Source organism: Ruegeria sp. SATB045 (genome assembly GCF_059613525.1).
Map to the genome: position 1 here is coordinate 50,478 of NZ_JBXWSR010000034.1, position 21,007 is coordinate 71,484.

The 21,007-nt window shown below is 56.9% G+C and carries 17 protein-coding genes; 6 read left to right on the forward strand and 11 right to left on the reverse strand.

The window, feature by feature from the left end; all coding sequences use genetic code 11:
- The first annotated feature begins 4 nt into the window (after positions 1 to 4).
- Genes AC2FNR_RS18205 through AC2FNR_RS18230 form a run of 6 tightly spaced genes read left to right on the forward strand, consistent with a single transcriptional unit; the run spans position 5 to position 6,816 of the window.
- The gene (locus tag AC2FNR_RS18205; RefSeq protein ID WP_496850568.1) at positions 5 to 1,504 is read left to right on the forward strand and encodes a tripartite tricarboxylate transporter permease; all 1,500 of its coding nucleotides are present in this window, start codon (positions 5 to 7) and stop codon (positions 1,502 to 1,504) included.
- 2 nt (positions 1,505 to 1,506) lie between these two features.
- The gene (locus AC2FNR_RS18210; RefSeq protein WP_496850570.1) at positions 1,507 to 2,682 is read left to right on the forward strand and encodes an L-rhamnonate dehydratase; all 1,176 of its coding nucleotides are present in this window, start codon (positions 1,507 to 1,509) and stop codon (positions 2,680 to 2,682) included.
- Entirely contained in the window at positions 2,679 to 3,593 is a 915-nt protein-coding gene (locus AC2FNR_RS18215; protein ID WP_496850572.1) for a dihydrodipicolinate synthase family protein, read from the forward strand. Before AC2FNR_RS18210 ends, AC2FNR_RS18215 begins: the two co-directional genes overlap by 4 nt.
- Position 3,594: 1 nt before the next feature.
- Positions 3,595 to 4,305 carry a GntR family transcriptional regulator gene (locus AC2FNR_RS18220; RefSeq protein ID WP_496850574.1) on the forward strand — a complete coding sequence of 237 codons (711 nt, stop codon included), beginning with the start codon at positions 3,595 to 3,597 and terminating at the stop codon, positions 4,303 to 4,305.
- Positions 4,306 to 4,308: 3 nt separating this feature from the next.
- A complete protein-coding gene (locus AC2FNR_RS18225; RefSeq protein ID WP_496850575.1) occupies positions 4,309 to 5,304 on the forward strand; it encodes a 4-hydroxythreonine-4-phosphate dehydrogenase PdxA in 996 nt (331 codons plus the stop codon).
- 3 nt (positions 5,305 to 5,307) lie between these two features.
- Entirely contained in the window at positions 5,308 to 6,816 is a 1,509-nt protein-coding gene (locus AC2FNR_RS18230; protein ID WP_496850577.1) for an aldehyde dehydrogenase (NADP(+)), read from the forward strand.
- Between the two features lie 951 nt (positions 6,817 to 7,767).
- On the opposite strand, the gene AC2FNR_RS18235 is transcribed toward AC2FNR_RS18230, so the two are convergent.
- From AC2FNR_RS18235 to AC2FNR_RS18285, 11 genes are all read right to left on the reverse strand, one after another.
- Positions 7,768 to 8,664, reverse strand: coding sequence for an FAD:protein FMN transferase (locus tag AC2FNR_RS18235; RefSeq protein WP_496850578.1), 897 nt, complete (start codon positions 8,662 to 8,664; stop codon positions 7,768 to 7,770).
- Entirely contained in the window at positions 8,661 to 9,176 is a 516-nt protein-coding gene (locus AC2FNR_RS18240) for a nitrous oxide reductase accessory protein NosL (protein WP_496850580.1), read from the reverse strand. Before AC2FNR_RS18240 ends, AC2FNR_RS18235 begins: the two co-directional genes overlap by 4 nt.
- Positions 9,173 to 9,994, reverse strand: a complete 822-nt coding sequence (locus AC2FNR_RS18245) for an ABC transporter permease (protein WP_496850582.1) — start codon at positions 9,992 to 9,994, stop codon at positions 9,173 to 9,175. Before AC2FNR_RS18245 ends, AC2FNR_RS18240 begins: the two co-directional genes overlap by 4 nt.
- On the reverse strand, positions 9,991 to 10,884 hold the full coding sequence (locus tag AC2FNR_RS18250) for an ABC transporter ATP-binding protein (protein ID WP_496850584.1): 894 nt from the start codon (positions 10,882 to 10,884) through the stop codon (positions 9,991 to 9,993). Before AC2FNR_RS18250 ends, AC2FNR_RS18245 begins: the two co-directional genes overlap by 4 nt.
- Positions 10,874 to 12,130, reverse strand: coding sequence for a nitrous oxide reductase family maturation protein NosD (locus AC2FNR_RS18255; RefSeq protein ID WP_496850586.1), 1,257 nt, complete (start codon positions 12,128 to 12,130; stop codon positions 10,874 to 10,876). Before AC2FNR_RS18255 ends, AC2FNR_RS18250 begins: the two co-directional genes overlap by 11 nt.
- A 2-nt stretch (positions 12,131 to 12,132) precedes the next feature.
- A complete protein-coding gene (gene nosZ, locus AC2FNR_RS18260; RefSeq protein WP_496850587.1) occupies positions 12,133 to 14,040 on the reverse strand; it encodes a TAT-dependent nitrous-oxide reductase in 1,908 nt (635 codons plus the stop codon).
- A gap of 15 nt (positions 14,041 to 14,055) precedes the next feature.
- Positions 14,056 to 16,179, reverse strand: coding sequence for a 4Fe-4S binding protein (locus AC2FNR_RS18265; RefSeq protein ID WP_496850660.1), 2,124 nt, complete (start codon positions 16,177 to 16,179; stop codon positions 14,056 to 14,058).
- A 44-nt stretch (positions 16,180 to 16,223) separates the two neighbouring features.
- Positions 16,224 to 16,688 (reverse strand): DUF2946 family protein, encoded by a 465-nt coding sequence (locus tag AC2FNR_RS18270; RefSeq protein ID WP_496850589.1) that lies wholly within the window; start codon positions 16,686 to 16,688, stop codon positions 16,224 to 16,226.
- Positions 16,689 to 17,041: 353 nt separating this feature from the next.
- Positions 17,042 to 17,782 (reverse strand): hypothetical protein, encoded by a 741-nt coding sequence (locus tag AC2FNR_RS18275; protein WP_496850591.1) that lies wholly within the window; start codon positions 17,780 to 17,782, stop codon positions 17,042 to 17,044.
- 221 nt (positions 17,783 to 18,003) lie between these two features.
- A complete protein-coding gene (locus AC2FNR_RS18280; RefSeq protein WP_496850593.1) occupies positions 18,004 to 19,869 on the reverse strand; it encodes an AMP-binding protein in 1,866 nt (621 codons plus the stop codon).
- Positions 19,870 to 20,072: 203 nt separating this feature from the next.
- On the reverse strand, positions 20,073 to 20,903 hold the full coding sequence (locus tag AC2FNR_RS18285) for a class I SAM-dependent methyltransferase (RefSeq protein WP_496850595.1): 831 nt from the start codon (positions 20,901 to 20,903) through the stop codon (positions 20,073 to 20,075).
- Between the last annotated feature and the right edge of the window lie 104 nt (positions 20,904 to 21,007).

Sequence of the window (21,007 nt, forward strand, 5' to 3'; positions counted from 1 at the left end):
GACAATGGAAGCTGCTCTGATTGGCCTTTTGGCTCTTGCTGATCCCAACCTGCTGGCGCTGATATTTGCAGCGACACTGGGCGGTGTGTTGGTTGGTGCTCTCCCGGGATTGAACGCGACAACAGGTGTTGCGCTGCTTCTTCCCTTTACGATCACGATGCAACCTATTCCGGCCATCGCAATCCTGACAACGATTTATTGTGCCGCGACATTTGCCGGCGCAATCACTGCTATTCTCATCAATACGCCCGGGACTTCGGCCAGTGCCACCACTTGCTTAGATGGCTACCCCTTGGCGCAAAGGGGAGAGGCAGGCCGCGCGCTGGGGATGGCCGCGGTCTCCTCGACCATTGGTGGAATTATCTCTGTCGTGTGCCTGATGGCCGCTGCCCCATTGATGGCGCGGGCTGCGTATAACTTTGCACCGCCTGAATACTTTGCGCTGACAGTTTTCGGTCTGTCGATGTTGGCAACAATTGGAGATGGATCGCCGGTCAAGAACATCCTGTCCGGCGCGTTTGGCGTGCTGATCGCCACTGTCGGTATCGACCTGCTGACCTCGATCGAACGGTTCACCTTCGGCCTGAATGAGCTGAGCGAAGGTATTCCATTTGTGCCCGTCATGATCGGTGTGTTCGGCATCTCTGAATTGCTGGTACAGGCAGATAACCTGCATGTAGAGCGCAAACGCGTCATCATGAAGGCTATCCGCTTGCCATCTCGCGAAGACTATTCCCGCGTTTGGAAAACCATTTTGCGGTCGTCTGGCATAGGCACGTTCATCGGTATCCTGCCAGCCGAAGGTGCAACGGTGGCTTCGATGATCGGCTATAACGAGGCCAAGCGTTGGTCCAAGAAACCTGAAGAATTCGGCAACGGCTCTCTCGAAGGTATCGCCGGGTCTGAGGCTGCAAACAACTCGGCCACGGGTGGGGCGATGGTTCCGACGCTTGCCCTGGGGATACCTGGTAGCCCAACCGCGGCTGTGATCCTCGCCGGTCTAATGGTGCACGGCCTACGACCCGGCCCGACGATGTTTACAGAGCAGGCCGACTTTGCCTTCGCAATCTTCTGGTCGATGATGTTGGTGAACATCTTGTTCTTCTTCATCGGACTTTGGGGTGCCAAGATTTTTGCCCGCGTTACGTTGATCCCGATCCAGATCTTGTGGCCTTGCGTCTTCATCTTCTCGATCGTGGGTGCCTATGCGCTGGAACAATCCATGCTGGATGTCTGGATCGCCATCGGCTCTGGCATTTTGGGCTTTTTCATGCGTCGTCATGGTTTTTCCGTCGTGCCCATGGCGATCGGCTTGATCCTGGGCGGTATGCTGGAAACACGCCTCGGCCAGTCGATGGTGATGCTGGACGAAAAGTGGTGGCTCATGGTGACCCGTCCGCTGACACTCTTCTTCTTTGTTCTTACGGTCCTGGCTCTGTTCGGTCCGATGCTGTGGGGACGCCTTTTCAAACAACGCTCGCCGCTTAAGTCGACCGGAGAATAACAATGACCACAATTAAAAACGTCCGCACCCGTGTCTGGAATTGGAAAGGTAAGACCGTTCCGCCGCAGGGCAATTTCTGCACTAACGCCAGCGACTTATTGTGGGAAAAGGGCGATGCGATGTCCTCTTTCCGTTTTCACCAGTGGCTGACCTGCGAGATTGAAACCGAAGATGGCACAGTCGGCATCGGCAACGCTGCCCTAGCGCCAGGTGTTGTGAAAAAGGCCATCGACGAATGGTTCGCACCTATGGTGATCGGCGAAGACCCGTTCGACTATGCCTACCTCTGGGAAAAGATGTACCGCCGCTCGCATGCATGGGGCCGTAAGGGTATTGGAATGACAGCGATTTCGGCCATCGACATCGCCATCTGGGACCTGATGGGCAAACTGGCGGGCAAGCCTGTGTTCAAGTTGCTTGGCGGTCGCACCAAGGAAAAGATACCGGTCTATTACTCTAAGCTCTATTCGGGCCCCGTCGAAGCAATGCAGGCCGAAGCGGAAGAAGCCAAGAATAACAACTATCAAGGCTACAAGATGCGGTTTGGCTGGGGCCCAAAAGACGGCATGGCCGGCATGCGAGAAAATCTGAAGCGCGTCGAAGCGGTGCGCGAAGTTGTTGGCTATGACGTCGACCTGATGTTGGAATGCTATCAGGGTTGGAACGTCGATTACACCAAACGGATGCTGCCCAAGCTGGCGAAGTACGAACCGCGTTGGCTGGAAGAACCGGTGATTGCCGACGATGTGGAAGGATACCGAGAGCTTAACGCAATGAATATCGTTCCCATTTCGGGTGGCGAACACGAATTCTCGCTAATTGGCTGCAAGGATCTGATCCAAAAGAAAGCCGTCAGCGTGTTGCAATACGACACTAACCGAGTGGGTGGCATCACGGCTGCGCAAAAGATCAACGCCGTTGCCGAAGCTTTCCAGGTTCCAGTCGTTCCGCATGCAGGTCAGATGCATAATTACCACCTTACCATGGCCAATGCGAATTGCATGATCAGCGAATACTTCCCGGTATTCGACGTCGAAGTTGGAAACGAGCTGTTCTATTACATCTTCGAAGGCGACCCAGATGCCGTGGATGGCTATCTGGATCTGGACGACAACAAGCCCGGCCTCGGGATCGAGATCTCGAACAAGCATCTACATGACTTCGAGGTGACGGAATGAACCGGAAATACACAGGTATCTGGCCGGTCGCGCCAACACCGTTCAATAATGACGGGACACTTGATCTCGAAGGTATGAAACGGGTGCTCGATTGCCTGATTGATCAAGGGGCGGATGGAATCTGCGTTCTGGCCAACTTTTCAGAACAGTTTCTGATTTCGGATGCCGAACGCGAAGTTCTTGCGCGGCTGTCGGTCGAACATATCGCGGGGCGGGTGCCGGTGATAGTAACGATCAGCCATTTTGCTACGCAGATCGCTGTTGAGCGCGCGCAATTCGCCAAGGATTTGGGCGCTGATATTGTTATGATGATGCCGCCATATCATGGTGCACTTCTGAAAGGCACGCCCGAACAGAGCTTCGAGCAATTCGCAGCCGTTGGCGAAATCGGCATTCCGATCATGGTTCAGGATGCGCCACTTTCCGGCGTGGATCTGCCTGTGCCTCTGCTGGTACGCATGGCACAAGAGATTGAGGCCGTGAAGCTGTTCAAGATCGAATGTCCCCGTGCCGCCAACAAGATCCGAGCGCTAATTGAACAGGGTGGCGATGCAATCGAAGCGCCTTTTGATGGCGAAGAAGCCATCACGCTTCTGGCGGATTTGGATGCCGGTGCAACAGGTTCGATGACTTCTGGCATGATCGTGGATCAGATCAAACCGGTGCTGACCCTCCACCATGCCGGACGCATCGACGAAGCGACCGCCGCCTATGGCCGGGTAGCCATGGCAATTAATCACGAAAACCGTCAATGCGGTTGGCAATCGTGCAAGGCCGCGATGGTAGAAGGCGGCGTAATCAAATCAGAATTTTGCCGCCATCCAATTCCGCCGTTGCATCCCTCGATCCGCTCGCGTCTGATCGACCTGTTGCGGCTGTTGGATCCTATGGTTTTGAGCTGGGGGAAGTGATTTGAGCGAGAGCTGGATTGATAGCCTGAAAGAAGAAGGTGGTGTAAAGCCACGCAAGACGCTTGCCGAGGAAGCCGCCGATAACCTGCGCGAATTTATTCTGCTAGGCAAGCTGGCCCCCGGTACAGCAATTCCCGAACGCGATCTGGCCGAGGCGCTTGGCGTATCCCGTACGCCTTTGCGCGAAGCCTTGCGGTTGCTCGAAGTCGAAGGGCTAGTGGAGTACTCGGCCACGCGGCGCCCGCACGTTGCTGACCCTTCTCTGCACGAGTTGACGCAGTATATTTCGGTCCTGGGCGCTCTCGAAGCGTTGGCGGGTGAAATCGCCTGCGTCGAGGCAACGATGGCTGAAATAGCCGAAATCGTTCGCTTGGGCGCGCGTATGTCCAAAGGTTCCGGAAACCTCGAGCCGCTGGAGTTCTTCCAACTCGACATGCAGTTTCATGCGGCCATCGTTGAAGCCAGCAGGAATGAGCCCCTGATCGAAACGCACCGGCAATATAACGCCCGCCTTTGGCGTGCCCGCTTCTTGTCGTCGCAACAGGTTGATCGTCGTGACAATACCCTGTCTGAACACTCGCGGATAATTGATGCCCTGCAAAAGCGTGACGCAGCTGCGACACGGCGGGCACTGCGCGATCACCTGAATAGTACAATCAAGAATATTAAACGCCTTCACGCCCAAAGCAGTGGAGCAAAGTCTGAGGACTGAAACATGAAGCCCAGAATTGGAATTATCCCCGGTGATCCAAGCGGCATCGGGCCGGAACTGATCGCAAGGTTGCTGACTTCGGAAGGCGTATCCGATGCCGCCGACATTCTGCTGATCGGCGACAAGCATGTTTTTGAAACGGGGCAGATCGTCGCCGGTGAAACCTATGACCTAACTTCCGTTGACGCGTCGGCCGACTGGACCCGAGCACCGGCGTTCGCCCTGCACGACTTGGAGACGATTGCACCTGACGAAGTCAGGGTTGCCGAAGTGACCGAAGCTGGCGGAGCATCGGTTCTGCGAACGCTGGATACCGCTTTGGAATTGACGCGCACCGGTGTGATTGACGCCATCGTATTTGGCCCGTTCAATAAGGCCGCGATGCACTTGGCAGGGTTGGGTCACGATGACGAGCTTCACTACATGGCCGAAAAGCTGGGCGTGACCAACTACATCTCGGAACTCAACACGCTTGACGGCATGTGGACCAGCCGTGTGACCAGCCATGTTGCCCTGCGTGACGTGGCTGACATGATCAGCGAAGAGCGTGTTGCCGAAGCGGTGCACCTGATCCACAACACACTGCGTCGTTCAGGTCTCAAACACCCTCGGATTTCAGTGGCCGCGATCAACCCGCATGCCGGTGACGGTGGCAATTTCGGCACCGAGGAGATCGACATCCTCGAACCGGCAGTCCGTAAACTGGCTCAGGGGCAGATGTCGGTTGATGGCCCGTGGCCGTCCGATACAGTGTTCCTCAAGGCGGTTGCCAAGGAAATCGACGCGGTAGTGACCATGTATCACGACCAAGGTCAGATTGCGCTTAAACTGCTTGGCTTTGACCGTGGTGTGACGGTGCAAGGTGGTCTGCCGTTCCCTGTTTCCACCCCGGCCCACGGAACGGCCTTTGATATCGCAGGACAGGGCTGTGCAGACGTCGGGGCAACCCGCGCTGCTTTTGATATCGCATGTGACATGGTCACGCATTGGGAAAACTGAAACATGACTTTTAAGCCGCACGGGAAGCACCTGATTGCAGGTGAATGGGTCGCTGGCGACGCGCAATTCTCATCCTCCCCGGCGAGTGGGGACGCACATGAGTTCTCATCAGGAACCGCCGCCCATATCGACACAGCAGTCCAAGCCGCCGAAGAGGCATTTTGGAGCTTTGGGTATTCCACCCGCGAAGACCGCGCGGCTCTGCTGAATGCGATTGCTGATGAGATCGACGCGCGCGGCGATGTCATCACCGAAATTGGAACGCAGGAAACCGGCCTTCCCGAAGCTCGGCTTCAGGGAGAGCGCGGTCGTACAGTAGGCCAGTTGCGCCTGTTTGCCTCTCACATAGTGTCAGGGGACTATCTGGACCGTCGCCATGACGAAGCGTTGCCAGATCGAGCCCCTTTTCCGCGTCCGGACCTGAAAATAGTACAGCGCCCCATAGGGCCGGTTGCCGTTTTCGGTGCATCGAACTTTCCGCTTGCGTTCTCAACCGCCGGCGGCGACACGGCTTCGGCGCTAGCCGCCGGTTGTCCTGTTGTGGTCAAAGGCCATCCCGCGCATCCGGGTACAGGAGAGATCGTCGGAGAAGCCATCAAGGGCGCAATCGACAAGACGGGCACGCATCCTGGCGCTTTCTCATTCGTACACGGTGACACGATGGCGGCAGGGCAGGCGTTGGTAAAACACCCGCTGATCCGAGCGGTAGGGTTTACCGGATCTCTGACCGGTGGCCGGGCACTGTTCGATCTTTGTGCACAGCGTCCTGAACCTATTCCGTTCTTTGGTGAGCTGGGCTCAATCAACCCGATGTTCATCCTGCCGGCTGCCGCTGCCACCCGGGGTGCTGAAATTGGTGCCGGCTGGGCAGGTTCGCTTACGATGGGTGTGGGCCAATTCTGTACCAACCCTGGCGTTGCAGTCGTATTGAAGGACCACGCCGAAGCAATTGCCAAGGCAGCAGTCGAAGGTTTGAAGGATACCGCCCCTCAACCGATGCTGACGGACGGCATTGCGGCGGCTTATCGCAGCGGTCAGTCTGCGCTTGCTGCAGAACCGTCTGTTACCGAATTGCTGGCAAGCGTGTCCGACGGGCGCACAGCAGCCCCATTCCTATACCAGGTCTCGGCACAGGATTGGCTGGGTAATGAAACACTGGGACACGAAGTTTTCGGGCCATTGGGGCTTCTCGTAGTCGCAGAAAACATGGGGCAGATGCGTGAAGTCTCAATGTCGCTGCAGGGGCAGCTCACGTGCACGCTACACATGGATCCAGATGACGCAGAAATTGCCCAAATGTTGATGCCAATTCTTGAACGAAAAGCTGGCCGGGTTCTTGTAAATGGCTTCCCGACTGGAGTGGAAGTCAGCGACACGATGGTACATGGAGGTCCATACCCAGCTTCCACAAACTTTGGGGCAACATCCGTAGGCACACTGGCCATCCGACGCTTCTTGCGGCCTGTTTGTTTCCAGAACGTACCAGTAGGAATGTTGCCGGAGCGGTTCTAGCCTTGTCTGATGTTTTTTTGGGTTAGCAGATCAGCAATCTGTTTCCGTTGAGTTCGCCAAAGTTTGGGTTTGGCCTTCAGGTAGGTTGATCTGAGAGAACCGGTCTGACCAGTTTCTCCGACTTTTCTGGTTCAGCTGTCCGACGGTACCGCCCGCAGAGCGGTCGCTCATCTCCCCATCTAGCAGGTAAGGCTCCTCGTACCCACATGCATTGCAGGCAGCTTTCTCACCCGTAATCACCGTATCCGGCGATCCGCATTCCGGGCATCGTGCCTGGACGTCATCGTTGAACATATCGCTAACTCTCCTCCGTTTAGCGATTGCCAGAACCGGGTCCGCCCGCCAGCATCGCTGATTGGCGCATCCGTTTGAACTCGTCTGGGGTGACGGCTCCGCTGCTGACATCGATACCTTTGGGGATCCGAGCCCTCTTGTGTCCGATCGCGCGAACGCTGCCCCTTGTAATCTCCAGACAGGTCGACTCGTAACATGTCAGCCCGCTTGAGTTGATTTGGATGGCAGTCTGACCGTTCGCGTCAGTGACCAATGGAGCCTTGGGAGGTGGGCTGCACGCTGAAACCAGCAACGCGAACCCAAAATAAATCCATCTGTTCATACGAAGTTCCCTTTTTCTCTAAAATAGGCTGGCAGCTGTTCAGTCAAATCTGTCAGGTGTCAGCTTTGATCGCATAGAAGACGCTTACGAAATATCATCGCATGACCGCATCGAGCCCGCTTTGACCGATGATGCGCGATGCCCCAATGACAGCAATGCGCAGAAAGCCACTTTGCAAAGTCGTGGTATTTGGCAATGAACCGACATCAAGCTTGATCCGGGGAACTCCGACCGCAGCACCAATCTCGATCGGCCAGAACAAAGCTATGAAAGCTTAGTATCTAACTTGGTCGGTTGGGAAAGCGACGTTTTTTGCGATCAGCCAACCCGTCTAATCAAACCAAAATTTCAAGACTTGCGTCCGGGAATCGGGACAGCACCAAGTCGATCCGTTCGGCTGGAATCATACACAATGTAGTGGAAAGCCCATCTGCCATCGCAGCGGTCGGGGCAGAAACTGAAACTGCATCGTGAAACACCAGTAGGGACCTTGGATCAAAGATATGGCCGGCCCTGTCCTTCAGGTGCATCGCGCCAGGAACTGAAGTGGCCACGGCGCGGTTGTGCAGTTCTATGCTGGTCAGCACCACGTCATTTGGGCCGGCCAGCCCGACCTGCCAAGCGGCACCGTCAATGCGGTTGCCCAGCCCGGCAATTTCGCCCATGTTCACCAACACATTCTGCAAACCGAACGACCGTAACAGCTTGGCGATGCGATCCGTTATTTCACCTTGAGCAATGCCATTCAGAGTTATTGCAGCGATACCGGGGACAGGCAATTGGATTTCGTTTCTTTTCACTATCACCTTCTGCCAACCAACTGCTTCATGGGCCGTTTGCAGCTCCAATTCACCAGATCCATTTGCGAGCGCGCTCCACAAAGGTTGAATTGTCGGATCAAACGCGCCTTTCGATACGTCGTTAAGAACGGCACAGAGGCTAAGCAGGCCCAACAGCTCGGACGAAGGGTGTCTCAGCAGTCCAGACGCGTTTAGGCGGTTCAATTCAGACTCGGGCCGATAGAGGCTAAATATCGCCTCTAGTCGATCCAACTCGGCTTCAACTGCAGCAAAGATCGGGGCGGCGTCGGTGTTGGTCATACCTTCAAGCCGCAAGCTGGCTGGAGCACCCAATGCACTGCCGCGCCAATGTGCTACGGTACCAGCGGTCGCAGGCATGGCGGCGCAGGCGGCTGAGATCGTCAGGAAACGGCGACGTGTGAGAACGGTCATGCGGGGGTCTCCAGTTGCAGATCCAGATCGACGGGACCCAGAACCTCAGTATCTGGGATACCGGACAGCGGCAGCGCCTTGCCACCGTAATCCGCGATGAAGGCTTCGGCCGCCATGGGATTGCCAAAGGGCACCACTTCGCGCGCGCCCATGCCCCCGGCGACATTTGCGCCGACGACAAAGCTGGCGACGTTTGCGTCAATCCAGTTGGAAATCCCTGGTTGCCGCCAACTGGACGCGACGCTCATGTCGCTGACGTAAACGGCGGTGATCTTGGCATCGCGTTCGGGGCTTTTCAGATAGGCCAGCATGTCGCGCACCTGAGCGAAAAACAGCGGCGTGGGGTAGCCTTCCAGATGGATTTGCCCCTTTGGTCCGCCGTGTTCGGCGATATTCATCTGGCAGAAAAAGCTAAGCGCATCCGGGGTCAAATCGACCGGGTCAGGTGCCTCGGCGACTTCTTCCTTACAGGCGCTCAACGCGATCAGCGCGATCAGGGCAAGGCGTTTCATGGCTCAACTTTCCGGAAAGCAAGCCGCGCTAGGGCAAAACCCAGCACCGGCCAGATCAGCAGCGACGCGGGCGCAGCCCAGACGGGCAGGGCCTGTACGGCTCCGCTCATGCCGGACGCCATCGCAACGCCCTCGGTCGCGGCAATGTTCCACAGACGGAATGCGTCGGCCGGGTTGGCAACCATCACCCACGGAAAGACGGATTGGGTGAATGTGCCGCCCTCATCCATGACGACGGCTCCCAACAAGCCCAGATCATAGAGGACGACAAAGACCAGCCAGAGCCCGGCCGACAGACCTGCCGCCGCCGTTGCGCCCCTCGCCAGGGCGGACAGTAGGTATCCCAGCGCCAAAAACACGGCACCCAACATGATGGACGTGAGGATGAGACGGACCAATGCCATCAGGCTTTCAGGCCCAGCGCCGCCGAACCACGCGGCAATCGCGCCGGCGGTGCCGAAACCAACGGTCATGGCAAAGGCCAGCGCGGCGAGGTGGGCGGTGAACTTGCCCAACAGGATTTCTCCGCGCCCGGCAGGGTAGGACAGCAGCAGCGACAGGCTGCCCCGGTCCACATCGCCCGCGATGGCGTCGAAGGAAATCATTAGCGCCAAAAGAGGAGCGAGGTAGACCGACAGCGTGGTCATCGAGGCGACCGAGACGGTCAGCATATCGACTCCTAGCGTGCCGGTGGGCGCGCTGCCTGCAAATGTCAGCGCCAAAGCGAACAGCACCATGATCAGCGTGGCAACCACCAGCCAGCGGTTGCGGCGCAGGATTAGCATCTCGGTGCGGGTGATGGCGAGGAAGCGGGTCATTGCAAATCCTCCTTTGCGTAGTGGCGATAGAGGTCTTCCAACTTGGGCGGGGTCATTTCCACATCCGAGACCGCGTCGCCCAACCCGGCGATGCGGCGAAGGGCCTCCATCTTGTCATCGGGGGTGCAGAGCAGTTCGACCGACGAACCGTTGATCCGGTTGCCGCCCAATTCGGCGGCAAGCGCTTCGGGGTTGGCACTGGCGCGGACCTGCAGGCGGATCGGCAGGCCAGCCAGCGCGGATAGGTTAGTCAGCGTGTCATTGGCGACCATCCGGCCCTTGCGCATGATGGCGATGCGGTCAGTGCGGGCCTCAACCTCGGTCAGGGCGTGGGACGCAATCAGAATGGCGGTACCTTGCCCGGCCAATTCGTCGATGATGGCATAGAGATCCTGCCGCGAGATCGGGTCCAATCCGCTGGTCGGCTCGTCCAACAGCGCCACTTTCGGCTGCCCAAGCAGAACCTGCGCCAGACCCAGACGTTGCCGCATGCCTTTAGAATAAGCGCCGATCCGGCGGTCCAAAGCGTCGCTCAAGCCAACGCGCTCCAACAGGCCGAGCACATCGGTTTTTGCACCCGAAAGCTGCGCAAACAGGGTCAGTTGTTCGCGTCCGGTCAGGGCTGGGTGAAACGACACTGCCTCGGGCAGATACGCTGTCTCGCGCCGCGCTTGAGCGCTGCCTGGAGTGGTGTTTCCGATCCGAATGGCTCCGCCGTTGATTGGCGTCAGGCCGAGAATGGATTTGATCAGCGTCGACTTGCCCGCGCCGTTATGGCCTAGCAGCGCTACGCGCTGGCCGGGGGCAAGAGACAGGGTGATATCGTCGAGAACGCGGGTTTTGCCCCGGTCCTTGAAAACATGGTCAATCGTCAGGGCCTTATCCATCATGAGGAACCATTTTTATAGCTGGGGGTTCAGAGGCTTGCATCAATGGGTTGCTGTCCATCACACCGCCCGGCAATAGAGCCGGGAAAGCGGATTGCGACCAGCGCACCAGCTGCACGGCGGGGGAGCCGAGCAGAAGTTTGGCTGCGGGTTGGGTCCACAGCACATGGTCCATCGAGTCATTGGGGCGATAGGGGGAATCTGCGATGCCGTTGGCATCCACATCATATGCGGCAAAATCGGACCAGTAGTTGCCGCGCCCGTCTTCGGACCACTCGACCCATTTGGTCGAGACGTATTTGACCTGCGTCCGGTTCCCGACGAATGAGTTGCCGACGATTCGGTTACGCTCGCTGCCAGCGGTAAAATGTATTCCGATGCCGCATCCCTGGAACCAGTTGTCGGTGAATTTGTTCTTGTTCGAATTATAGATGAAAGTACATTTCTCTTTCGCGCCCTTTACAACGTTTCCTGAGATTACACTCTTGTTGGCATAGTTCAGCATCACGCCATGCTCGCGGTCGCCAATTGACACATTGCCGGTGACCTTCACGTTGGACGTAAACATGACGGCATAGCCCAGATCATTGCCGATCGAGACATTGTCGCTAACCACCGAGTCGTCGGCATACATGTAGTGCACGGCAAAGCGCAGATCGCGGAACAGATTGCCGGTGAAGATGTTCTTTCTGGACGAGTTCACAAAGATCCCGTCACGGCCATAGCGGATATCGTTGCCTTCAACCACAGCCCCCGGCGCGTTCCAGACATAGACGCCATTGCCACGGTCATTCACCCGCCGGTCTTGCCGCCCTTCAATCCGGTTGCCGCGCACGATACTGTCTTTTGCACCGTGGATGTCGATGCCGTAGAGATTGCCCAGCAGCACGTTATCCTCGACCACCGGCGCTTTGGCCGTCTTGGTCAGTTGGATGCCGCTGTCGATCCCGTCATGGTTCGAGCCTGAGCCGATCACTGTCAGCCCGCGCAGGGTCACGCCGGGCCCGGTCACGGTGATGACGCTGCCCTCACCTTGTCCGTCAATGGTGGCCTGTCCCAGCCCGTCGAGGGTAACGGGCCGGTCCAGAACCAGCGTTTCAGTGTAAACGCCAGGGCTCAGGCGGAGGGTGTCTCCATCCTCCGCCTGCGCCAGTATCTCGTTGATGGCCCCCGCCCGATTGGGCACATTCCAGTCCGCCGCCCAAAGGGGTGAGCCGAGCAGGAGCGGTATGAGCAGGGACCAACGCATGATTACGCGCTCCGCGGCTCAACGAACATCCGGCCGCGCATTTCCATGTGCAGCGCGTGGCAGAACCACTGGCAATAGAACCAATGCACGCCCGGACGATCAGCGATGAACGTGACCGAGGCGGTGGCCTGCGGCGCTACCTCCATCGCGATGCCGAAGTTCGACAGGCAGAAGCCGTGGGTCACGTCGTCCACGTCATCCAGGTTGGTGACGTAAACAGTGACTTCATCGCCTTGCTTGACGGTGAACTTCTCTATGCTGAACACAGGCGCGACCGAGGTCATGTAGACCCGCACCTTGTTGCCATCGCGGATCGGCTCATCCGCGCCATAGTCCAGATCGACGCCATCGGCTTCGGCCTGTTTGCGCGCATCTTCCCATATCGGGTCGTTGCGATCCCAGACATTGACCGGGTTCACCTTGGATCGGTGCACAAGGATCGAGTCATGCGGCTCGGCAAAGGTCGGGCCGTCATGAACCACCTTCATCTTATCCCCCGAGATGTCGATCAACTGCTCGTTTTCAGGCTTCAACGGGCCCACGTTCAGGAAGCGGTCTTTCGAGAACTTGTTCATCGAAATCAGCCACTTGCCGTCAGCCTCGGCGGTTTCACCCATCGAGGTCGAGTTGTGACCGGGCTGATAATGCACGTCCACCTTGTCGAGGATCGGATCAACGTCTGCGCCACCATAAGCTTCGATCGCTTTGGCGATGTCCCATTTCACCACCTGGCTGTCCAAGAAAAGGGTGGTGTAGGCGTTGCCCTTGCCATCGAACGCAGTGTGAAGCGGGCCAAGGCCCAACTGCGGTTCGGCCACGATGGCAGAACGCGGATCAGCGTTGTCGGTAAACAGCGCGTCGACCTTCTCAACGTCGATCACGGACACGGTCGGCGACAGTTTACCGTTAATCATGATATGTTTCTTGTCGGGCGCTGCGTTCACACCGTGCGGCGAGTTCGGGATCGGGATGTAGCGGGTCAGGTTGCCACCTGCCTCTTTGCGGCCATCCACGACCTTGACGCCGTTCAGTTCCTGATAGTTGCCCGCGGCGATCGCGTCTTCGATGCCTTTGAGGTTGAACACGACCACATGGTCCAGTTCATTCTCGGTCATCTCGGCCAGGTTCATGCCCATTTCCGAGTTATATGAGGTCGAGAATGCGTATTTGCCCTGATAGTCACAGTCGGTGTTGTCGAGGTTGCCCGACACCATTACCTGCCACGCAATCTCCATCGTATCACCGTCGATGGCGGTGAAAATGTTCACATATTGCGACGGATCGTCGAGGATCTGGCCGTCATTCACCAGCGGTGCTTCGTGCTCACCATTCGCAAAGATATAGCCGGTGCGCGGATATTTCTGCGGACGCAAACCGTGAATGTCATGCGCGTTCGGGATCTCGATGATCTTGTCGCATTTCATCACGTCGCAGCGCACACGGGCCACGCGGGTGTTGGCCTTGTCGTTCATGAACAGATAGCGGCCATCATAGGTGCCATCGGTGAAGGACATGTGCGGGTGGTGCAGGTCGCCATTGTCATAGGTGACCTTGCCGTTTGCGGCCAGAAACTCCTTGGTTTCCGGCAGCAGGCCTTCGGTCAGAACCTTCAGCGACTCATTGGTCTGGCCCCAGCCAGTGGCCGAGCAGCGGTTGAACACAGGCACCCGCATCAGCTCCCGCATCGAGGGAACGCCCAGAATGCGCAGCTCACCGGTCTGGCCCGAGGACCAGAAGCCGTAATATTCGTCCAGCTCACCCGGCTCCAGATGCGCATTTGCGGCAGCGCTTGCCTCGCGCGCGGTCATCAAGGTCGAGCTGAGCCCGGTCCCGGCCAGAACGGCACCGGTGGCAGTGGCCCCCAGCATTCCGCGGCGCGTGATGTTCAGTTTGTTTTCAGTATCCGACATGATCTTCCCTCCTTTTTAGGAAGCGGTTTGCGGTTTGGCGTTTGGATGGTTCGCCGGTGGTTGTCCGAGTGGGGTCTTCATCTGGACCGACCCTGTCTTGGCCCGCCGTTTCAGCTGGCGGATAACGACGGGACATTTGTCCTCGGACTGGTAGAGCACCTGACAATGCAGGCAGGTGACGCACTCGTTCGGATTGATCTCGCCGGTGGGGTGGATGGCCTGAACGGGGCATTCGTTGGCGCAGGTCTGACAAGGGGTGCCGCAATCCTTGTAGCGGCGCAGCCAGTCGAACATGCGGATACGGGCGGGGATCGCCAGCGCTCCGCCCAGCGGGCAGAGATAGCGACAGTAGAACCGTTCAATGAACAGCCCGATCCCCAGAAGGGCCAGCGCGAAGACCACAAAAGGCCAGTCGCGTATGAATTTCAGGATGATCGCGGTCTTGAACGGTTCGACCTCGGCATATTTTTCGGCCAACGGGATCGAAACGAAGCTGATGCCGAAGAGTACGAGGAAGATCATGTATTTCGCGGGCCAAAGCCGCTCGTTCAACCCCCAGGGCAGCGTCCATTGCGGCACCTTGAAGGCGCGAGCAATCTTGTTGGTCAGCTCCTGCAGCGCACCGAACGGGCACAGCCAGCCGCAATAGGCACCGCGGCCCCAAAACAGCAGCGCGGCAGCAACGGCGAACCACTGAATGAAGACCAGCGGGTCAAGCAGAAAAGCATCCCACGAGAAGCCGGTGCGCAGGCTGCCGGCCAATGCCATCAGGTTCACCACACTGAGCTGCGCGTTGGCGTACCAGCCGATGAAGAACAGAGTCACCGTCAGGAAGCCGATGCGGAACCAGTAGAAAACCCGCGCATTCATCGTGGCGTGGAACTGGAAGAAGAAGGTGGCCGTCAGTACCAGCAGCATCACGCCCAGAACCGCGATCTCAAACACGCGGTCTTTCCAGATACGTTGCCACAGGACGGCCTTGGCAGCGGCTTCATCGGTTGCGTCATCCACGACCTTAGGCGCTGCGACCGGCAGTAGATAGTGTTCGGGCAGCTTGTAGCCCAAATCGAAGGTCAAAAAGGTTTTCTCAACCGCTCCCACCGCACGCTGTACTAGCAGTTGCAAGCGGAACGGCTCTGTCGGATCGAACTCGGCATCGGCGGGGATTTTGAAGATATCCAATTCGGTGAAGCTGGGCGCGTCCGGCGCAGCCACTTCTCCTAGGCGGCGTTGTTGCTTGTCAAAGAACCGCACCGAACTGTCGCCCTGGATCAACTGGATCCGGTCGAAAATACCCCCGCGAACATAGCCCGAGCCTTTGAAACTATAGGCTCCGCGCCCGAGCACCAGAACGGCTTGTTCGCCTTCGTCCAACCAGTCCACAAGGTTCTGAAACTCGGCCTCTCCCAGTAGCGACTTGCCGATGGATGGGACCGAGACAAGCGCCATGTGCATGTCGATGAACGTCTCGTCGGGTTCGCCCGGCTCAGGCCGACTGATAGCGCGCTGATCGCCCGTGGCCTCGAATGCAGTATTCAACTGTCCGATATCCAGCGTCAGTCGCCGTACCGAGCCGTCGCCGGATAGGGTGGTCCAGTCATAGACCGCGCCCTGCGCCAGATCGACTTCGCGCTTCGGCCCGTCAGCCTGTAGCGGAGATAAGCCTCCCAGACCCAGCGCCCGCGCCACTTTGATCCCGCCACGTACGAGGCTGTCGTCGATCACCATGATCGTGACTGTTGCGCCCGAGATGATGTCGAGGTCATGTCCCTCACCACCGGTTTCGGCCTCACGCTTCAGGTCCAGACCAGTATAGCCTTCGGTCAGCTCGACCATGCGCGAATTGGGAATGCCGACCAGCACGATGGGTTCAGAGTGTTTGACCAGTTGGACGCCGGTCAGCACTGCATCCTGATCGATGCCTGCAACGACATGGATTGGCTTGCCAGAATACCCGGTGGTGCCCACGAAATCAGAGGTCAGAAAGGCCCAGGCGACGGTCTCACCGCCTTTCAGGACCGGGGCAACCGGAATGTCATTGCGGACCGGACCAAAAGCATCGGCACCGGGGGCCAGATCGGCGGGTTCTATTTCAGGGAGGAAGCTGGCAAGGCTGTCTGCATGGGCACTGATCGCCATCAGGCAGGACAGGGCAAGGGCCAGCAGGAAATGGATTGCGCGACTTACGACCACGGCGCACCTCCGGTATTTAGGGTAGACGCCATGGACGCGCGTAGGGAGCGTTCAGTTGCTTCTTGGGTCGCGCACGGGGGTCCTCGGGTTTCGGGCCACAGGCGTGTTGCATCGCGGTGCCGCAGCTGATCGACGCATTGTGCAACTGCCAGGTGGGTTACGGCGGGCTGCGTCATAGTGGGTAGGTCCGGCACTGGGGCCGCGGCTGTGACCGCGCATAGGGCGCAGTCGGCGCATTTCGGGCAGGGCGCGATAGGGTCTTCGGTCTCCTCCTCAAGGTCCACCTGAACCCAGACCGCCCCCGCCTCCGAGCAGATCTCCACCCACATGCTTTCACCGGTACTCGCCAGAACCGGGCTCAGCATTTGCAACAACAGCAGGAAGATACCCGCCAAAGCAAAAGCCACGCGGGACGCGCGAACAGGGAGGTTGTGCAGAGGGTTAGAGGCGGGCATGGAGAATCCAACTCGGCATTCCTTCCTAAATTTTAGGGGATTCTCGCAGCGAGATACTTGATTTAAGTCATTTGTTCCAAAACGGAGTAAAAATTAAGGTCTTGTCAGAAGAACTTGGGTAGAGGCGGGCACGCACCCAATTTACCGAGAGACATTGATTTGGGTAGTGGATTTTGTCCAGTTACATAGGGTGGTTGCGCAGTTATCTATTATACAGAAACGCCCCTCAGAGACGGTGTTTGCACGTAATTTGGTGAACGTCTGCACCAAGCACAATTGAGACACCGGCGCGGTCGACGACATGGAACGATTATTGCGACGCGCTAGGAGCGAGACCGGTGCGTAGGGCAGTCTTATCCATCGACGATTGGCTGGATTGCGTTGCTTGCGTCGACGCGTCTTCGGACTATTTCGGCGATCAGGATGCCGGCAGGCGCTGATCCCCAAATACAGATTAGGATTGCAAGGGCTTCGATGTCGCGAAAGAGCGGGTCGATTACGAACAGCAAGACACGAAACAGCCAGAACGACCCCCACATCGAGCCAACAAAGCGCCACATCCATATACGATGCTGAGTTGTGTCTTGGCGGCGGATCGCAAACACGCCTAGTACAGCTGTGGTGTACACGAACATCGACATTGAGACAAAGCCCCAGGTCGACAGTGCTCCACCATACTCACTTACTGATCCGTGCTGGGCAGCAAGTACCACGGAACACCCGACACCAACTGTCAGTATCCCAAAGCAGACTCGGCCAATCAATGCATGGTTTCGCGCCTGACCACCGGGGAAAAACACCTGCACATGCATTAACACAAAGACGATTGTATTGCAGACAACATGCCCCAGCAGGAGTGCGGATCGTATTTCCGGACCATTTGCGAAACGGTTATAGAACGCAACACCCCATGCCGGATGATTGGAAAATGTTTCACCCCAGGCGGAGCAAGAATTGTTAGGGCATTTGGAGACGGCGGCGGCGCTTGCAGGATCGCTTAATCCCAAATTGATCAACACGTCGTAGATGCCAACGAAATTGGCGATCGACGCCGCGGGACCGTAAATGACGTAGCCCGCGTTCAGGTAGAGCATCAAGAAAATGCCGAATAGCAGAACTGGCATATACTTACGTCGCAGTACCGCATGAACAGCAAGACATGCCCAGATGGTCAGACCAGCGAAGACCGATATTACTCCAAACGGAACTGTCACTTCGCTCTCCCAACCTAAACAATCAAAAGGCTCGCACAATGGCCACCGGCAACACAATATACTTTGCGATTGGCAATTTGAGCCATGTTGAGAGTTGTCCCCTACGATCCGACTTCAACGCGCGTCTCGAAAAGAAAGTCTTGAAGCTTCTGTTCAACGCTGGAACTAGACGACGCGTCTGTCTCAGAAAGGCTCACTGTGACGCAAAGTCCGCGTGGCCCACCGGCCTCCACTTGCACGTGAGCGTCGGGCAACTTCAGTTGTTCACGAAGCAGATTTGATACTACCAGCTTTGCAGCATCGCACCGCAGACTGGGCTTGAAGATTTTGCCGACTGACGTCAGGGGTATTTCATCAACAATCTTGATGATCTTCGGCCAAGCTGGTCTCTCATCGATAGTGTTCTGAGCATGTGCCATTAGTTCTTCAACGGTAACCTCAACGGATGTGTGGACTTGAATGAAACACATCGGCAGTTCTCCGGCATAAGTATCGGGCATGCCGACCGCCGCTGCCAACGCGACAGCAGGGTGGGTACTCATCGCATTTTCAATCATGACCGGATCGATATTGTGGCCGCTTCGGATAATCAGATCTTTCGAGCGTCCGGCAACATAAAGGCACCCATTCGCATCTTTATACCCCAGGTCGCCCGAATTCAGGACGCCGCCTACGAACACCTCACTGTTGAATTCTGGATCGCTGTAACCGGGCGATAAGTGGGGCCCTTTGATGGCTACAACACCGATTTCGCCTATTTCACACACCGCCCCGAGACCACCATCGCTTTCCAGCTTGAGAACTTCGACATTTGTATAAGGTAACGCCCAGCCAACTGAGCCTGTTGTGCCAGAGCCGCAGAGTGGATCGATACTAATTAGTCCGGAAGCTTCCGTCATGCCCAGAATTTCAAAAAGAGTGCAACCAGTCACTTCCTCGAACTTCTGCCCAACTGCAGGCGGTAGCAATGAAGCGCCAGTCGCGCCCGCCCGTACACGCGAGATGTCATGATCACCGACTGGCGTTTGCAAGATCGCCCCAATAGCAGTTGGTACGCCGCCAACAATTGTAACCTTGTAATCTGCAACAAGTCGCCAAAAGCTTGCGACAACTGCTGGATTTCGCAAACCGGCAGGAGTCATGACGAGCAGTTCAACGCCTGCCATAAAGCAACTGAGACCGCCGACAATCGTTCCGGCGACGTGAAAAAGAGGAAAAGTAGCGGTAAATACGTCATCAGAGCGAAAGCCGCACATGACAGCTCCCCCGAATGCTGCGACCAGTTGGCTGCGGTGGGTGTGCGCAACGAGCTTTGGCACACCGGTTGTGCCCCCGGTGTGAAAATAGGCCGCCAGATCTGAACCCCTGCGCGCCTCCCCAAACGTCAGATGATCATCAGGTTGGGCTATCAAAGCATTAGCAAGATCAATAACTCCTTCTTCGGGCGGTGTGCCCGGCGGAGAAACGCGCACAAGTATGAGACCCGGAATCTGCTCCCGCATTGTTAGAGCTTTCTCCCAGATATCCAGCTGTGGATGAGGGCCAAGAGCAACTAGAATCTTTGCCTCGGAGGCTTTGAGAAGTTCTGCTATGCTCTCAGGCTGTAAAAGAAAATTGATCGGAACAGCATAACCAGCCGTTTCCGCACCCCACAAAGTGACGTGGGTTTCAATCAAAGCAGGCAGCATAAACGCGACGCCCGGAGCATCACCTCCAATCGCTGCAAACAGATTTGCAGCGCGCATTATCTGTCCCAGCAACTGTTTATAGGTTACACGGCGCGGCTCTTCGTCCTCAGATCCGGTCATCAGCATTGTTAGCGCAGTCGCATCAGGATAGCGCTCACCGCTGTTGATAAAGACATCCAAGATGCTTTGCTCCGGCAAACGCTCTTCAAGCGTCATTTCTTTTTCGAACTCAGAAATATCACTTTGAGTCCTGATCGGCTGTGTGCCCAGATTGGCCATGGGATCTCCTTCAACTCCAGGAAAGTGTTACCTGAGCTTTGGTCGAGTAGCCGAACTTTGCAACTCCAACATACGGGATAAAGCCCAAAAACAAGCCAATCTACGAAAGGCCGCTTTGTCCGCATTGCAGACGTTCAAGCAAGTTCCAGCGAGCGACCGCTAAGCGGGACGAAGCTGCCGTTGCCACACCTTTTGCAGGACGCCTATCTAGGTTTGTAACAAACGATCTGAACCGGGTGGGTTCTACCCTCTTCGATGTTTCGCGCGGCATTTCGGACAATTTGTGGTGCGAGTTTGCCCAAAAGGATATGCACCCCAAACTCCGGCGCTTCACCCTTTTCCGCAAGAGCAATCGCTGCCTTGTAGCCTTGTAGATATTTTTCACCCGTATCGGTCACCTTGATGTCTGAGAAGCCAGCCCTCTCAAGAGCTGTAACTGTCTCTGAAGGGCGCATCAGATAGGCACCGCTCCCGTCCTCGGACCATGGGACAGGGTGATGTGGTTCACCCGCCTCGCCGAGCCCGTGTTCAGTCAGTGCAAAGAACGCACCGGGCTTGAGTACCCGAAAGGCTTCCGTGAAAAAGGCATCGCGGTCAGGCACGTTCATAGTGACATGTTGCGCGTAACCACCATCAAATTGTTCATCAGTGTATGGCAACTTTTGACCGTCGCCGTGTCGGAACTGAACGCTGTTCTCCATTCCGACAAGTGCGCTCAGCTTGTTCCCCGCCTCAACGAAGGGGCCTGTTATGTCGACGCCATCCACGTGACAGCGGAACCGTTTGGCCAAGTATCGGGCGGGGCCGCCGATGCCACTTCCTATATCAACAAGGCGGTCCCCTTCTTTGATCGGTAATTCTTCGGCAAGATCGACTGTCGCCGGGAAGCCCCTTGCATGGAAATGATCTACCGGCGCGAGGTCTTCGATAGTCGCAGTCCCAGGATCGATCCCAGCCCTTTTCATGGCTTCCAGGATTCGCGCAAAGACGTCACCCTTACCCCAATGGTCGGAAATGGATTGAGCTTCTGTCATGCGTGGACCTCCAGCTTCACCGTACCTGAATACCATATCTTGCTCGTTTTAGTAGATGGCTTCAAAAACGCCACTCAGGGCTCGAAGCGGTCATTGAAGCCAAT

What these genes read in the sequence shown, in the direction of transcription:
- AC2FNR_RS18255 (WP_496850586.1), bottom strand. Translation starts at nt 12,130, where the DNA reads ATGCGTTGGTCCCTGCTCATACCGCTCCTGCTCGGCTCACCCCTTTGG.
- AC2FNR_RS18270 (WP_496850589.1), bottom strand. Translation starts at nt 16,688, where the DNA reads ATGCCCGCCTCTAACCCTCTGCACAACCTCCCTGTTCGCGCGTCCCGC.
- AC2FNR_RS18235 (WP_496850578.1), bottom strand. Translation starts at nt 8,664, where the DNA reads ATGACCGTTCTCACACGTCGCCGTTTCCTGACGATCTCAGCCGCCTGC.
- AC2FNR_RS18230 (WP_496850577.1), top strand. Translation starts at nt 5,308, where the DNA reads ATGACTTTTAAGCCGCACGGGAAGCACCTGATTGCAGGTGAATGGGTC.
- AC2FNR_RS18240 (WP_496850580.1), bottom strand. Translation starts at nt 9,176, where the DNA reads ATGAAACGCCTTGCCCTGATCGCGCTGATCGCGTTGAGCGCCTGTAAG.
- AC2FNR_RS18210 (WP_496850570.1), top strand. Translation starts at nt 1,507, where the DNA reads ATGACCACAATTAAAAACGTCCGCACCCGTGTCTGGAATTGGAAAGGT.
- AC2FNR_RS18205 (WP_496850568.1), top strand. Translation starts at nt 5, where the DNA reads ATGGAAGCTGCTCTGATTGGCCTTTTGGCTCTTGCTGATCCCAACCTG.
- AC2FNR_RS18280 (WP_496850593.1), bottom strand. Translation starts at nt 19,869, where the DNA reads ATGGCCAATCTGGGCACACAGCCGATCAGGACTCAAAGTGATATTTCT.
- AC2FNR_RS18250 (WP_496850584.1), bottom strand. Translation starts at nt 10,884, where the DNA reads ATGATGGATAAGGCCCTGACGATTGACCATGTTTTCAAGGACCGGGGC.
- AC2FNR_RS18225 (WP_496850575.1), top strand. Translation starts at nt 4,309, where the DNA reads ATGAAGCCCAGAATTGGAATTATCCCCGGTGATCCAAGCGGCATCGGG.
- AC2FNR_RS18215 (WP_496850572.1), top strand. Translation starts at nt 2,679, where the DNA reads ATGAACCGGAAATACACAGGTATCTGGCCGGTCGCGCCAACACCGTTC.
- AC2FNR_RS18285 (WP_496850595.1), bottom strand. Translation starts at nt 20,903, where the DNA reads ATGACAGAAGCTCAATCCATTTCCGACCATTGGGGTAAGGGTGACGTC.
- AC2FNR_RS18275 (WP_496850591.1), bottom strand. Translation starts at nt 17,782, where the DNA reads ATGCTCTACCTGAACGCGGGCTACGTCATTTACGGTCCCGCGGCGTCG.
- AC2FNR_RS18265 (WP_496850660.1), bottom strand. Translation starts at nt 16,179, where the DNA reads ATGGCGATCAGTGCCCATGCAGACAGCCTTGCCAGCTTCCTCCCTGAA.
- AC2FNR_RS18245 (WP_496850582.1), bottom strand. Translation starts at nt 9,994, where the DNA reads ATGACCCGCTTCCTCGCCATCACCCGCACCGAGATGCTAATCCTGCGC.
- nosZ (WP_496850587.1), bottom strand. Translation starts at nt 14,040, where the DNA reads ATGTCGGATACTGAAAACAAACTGAACATCACGCGCCGCGGAATGCTG.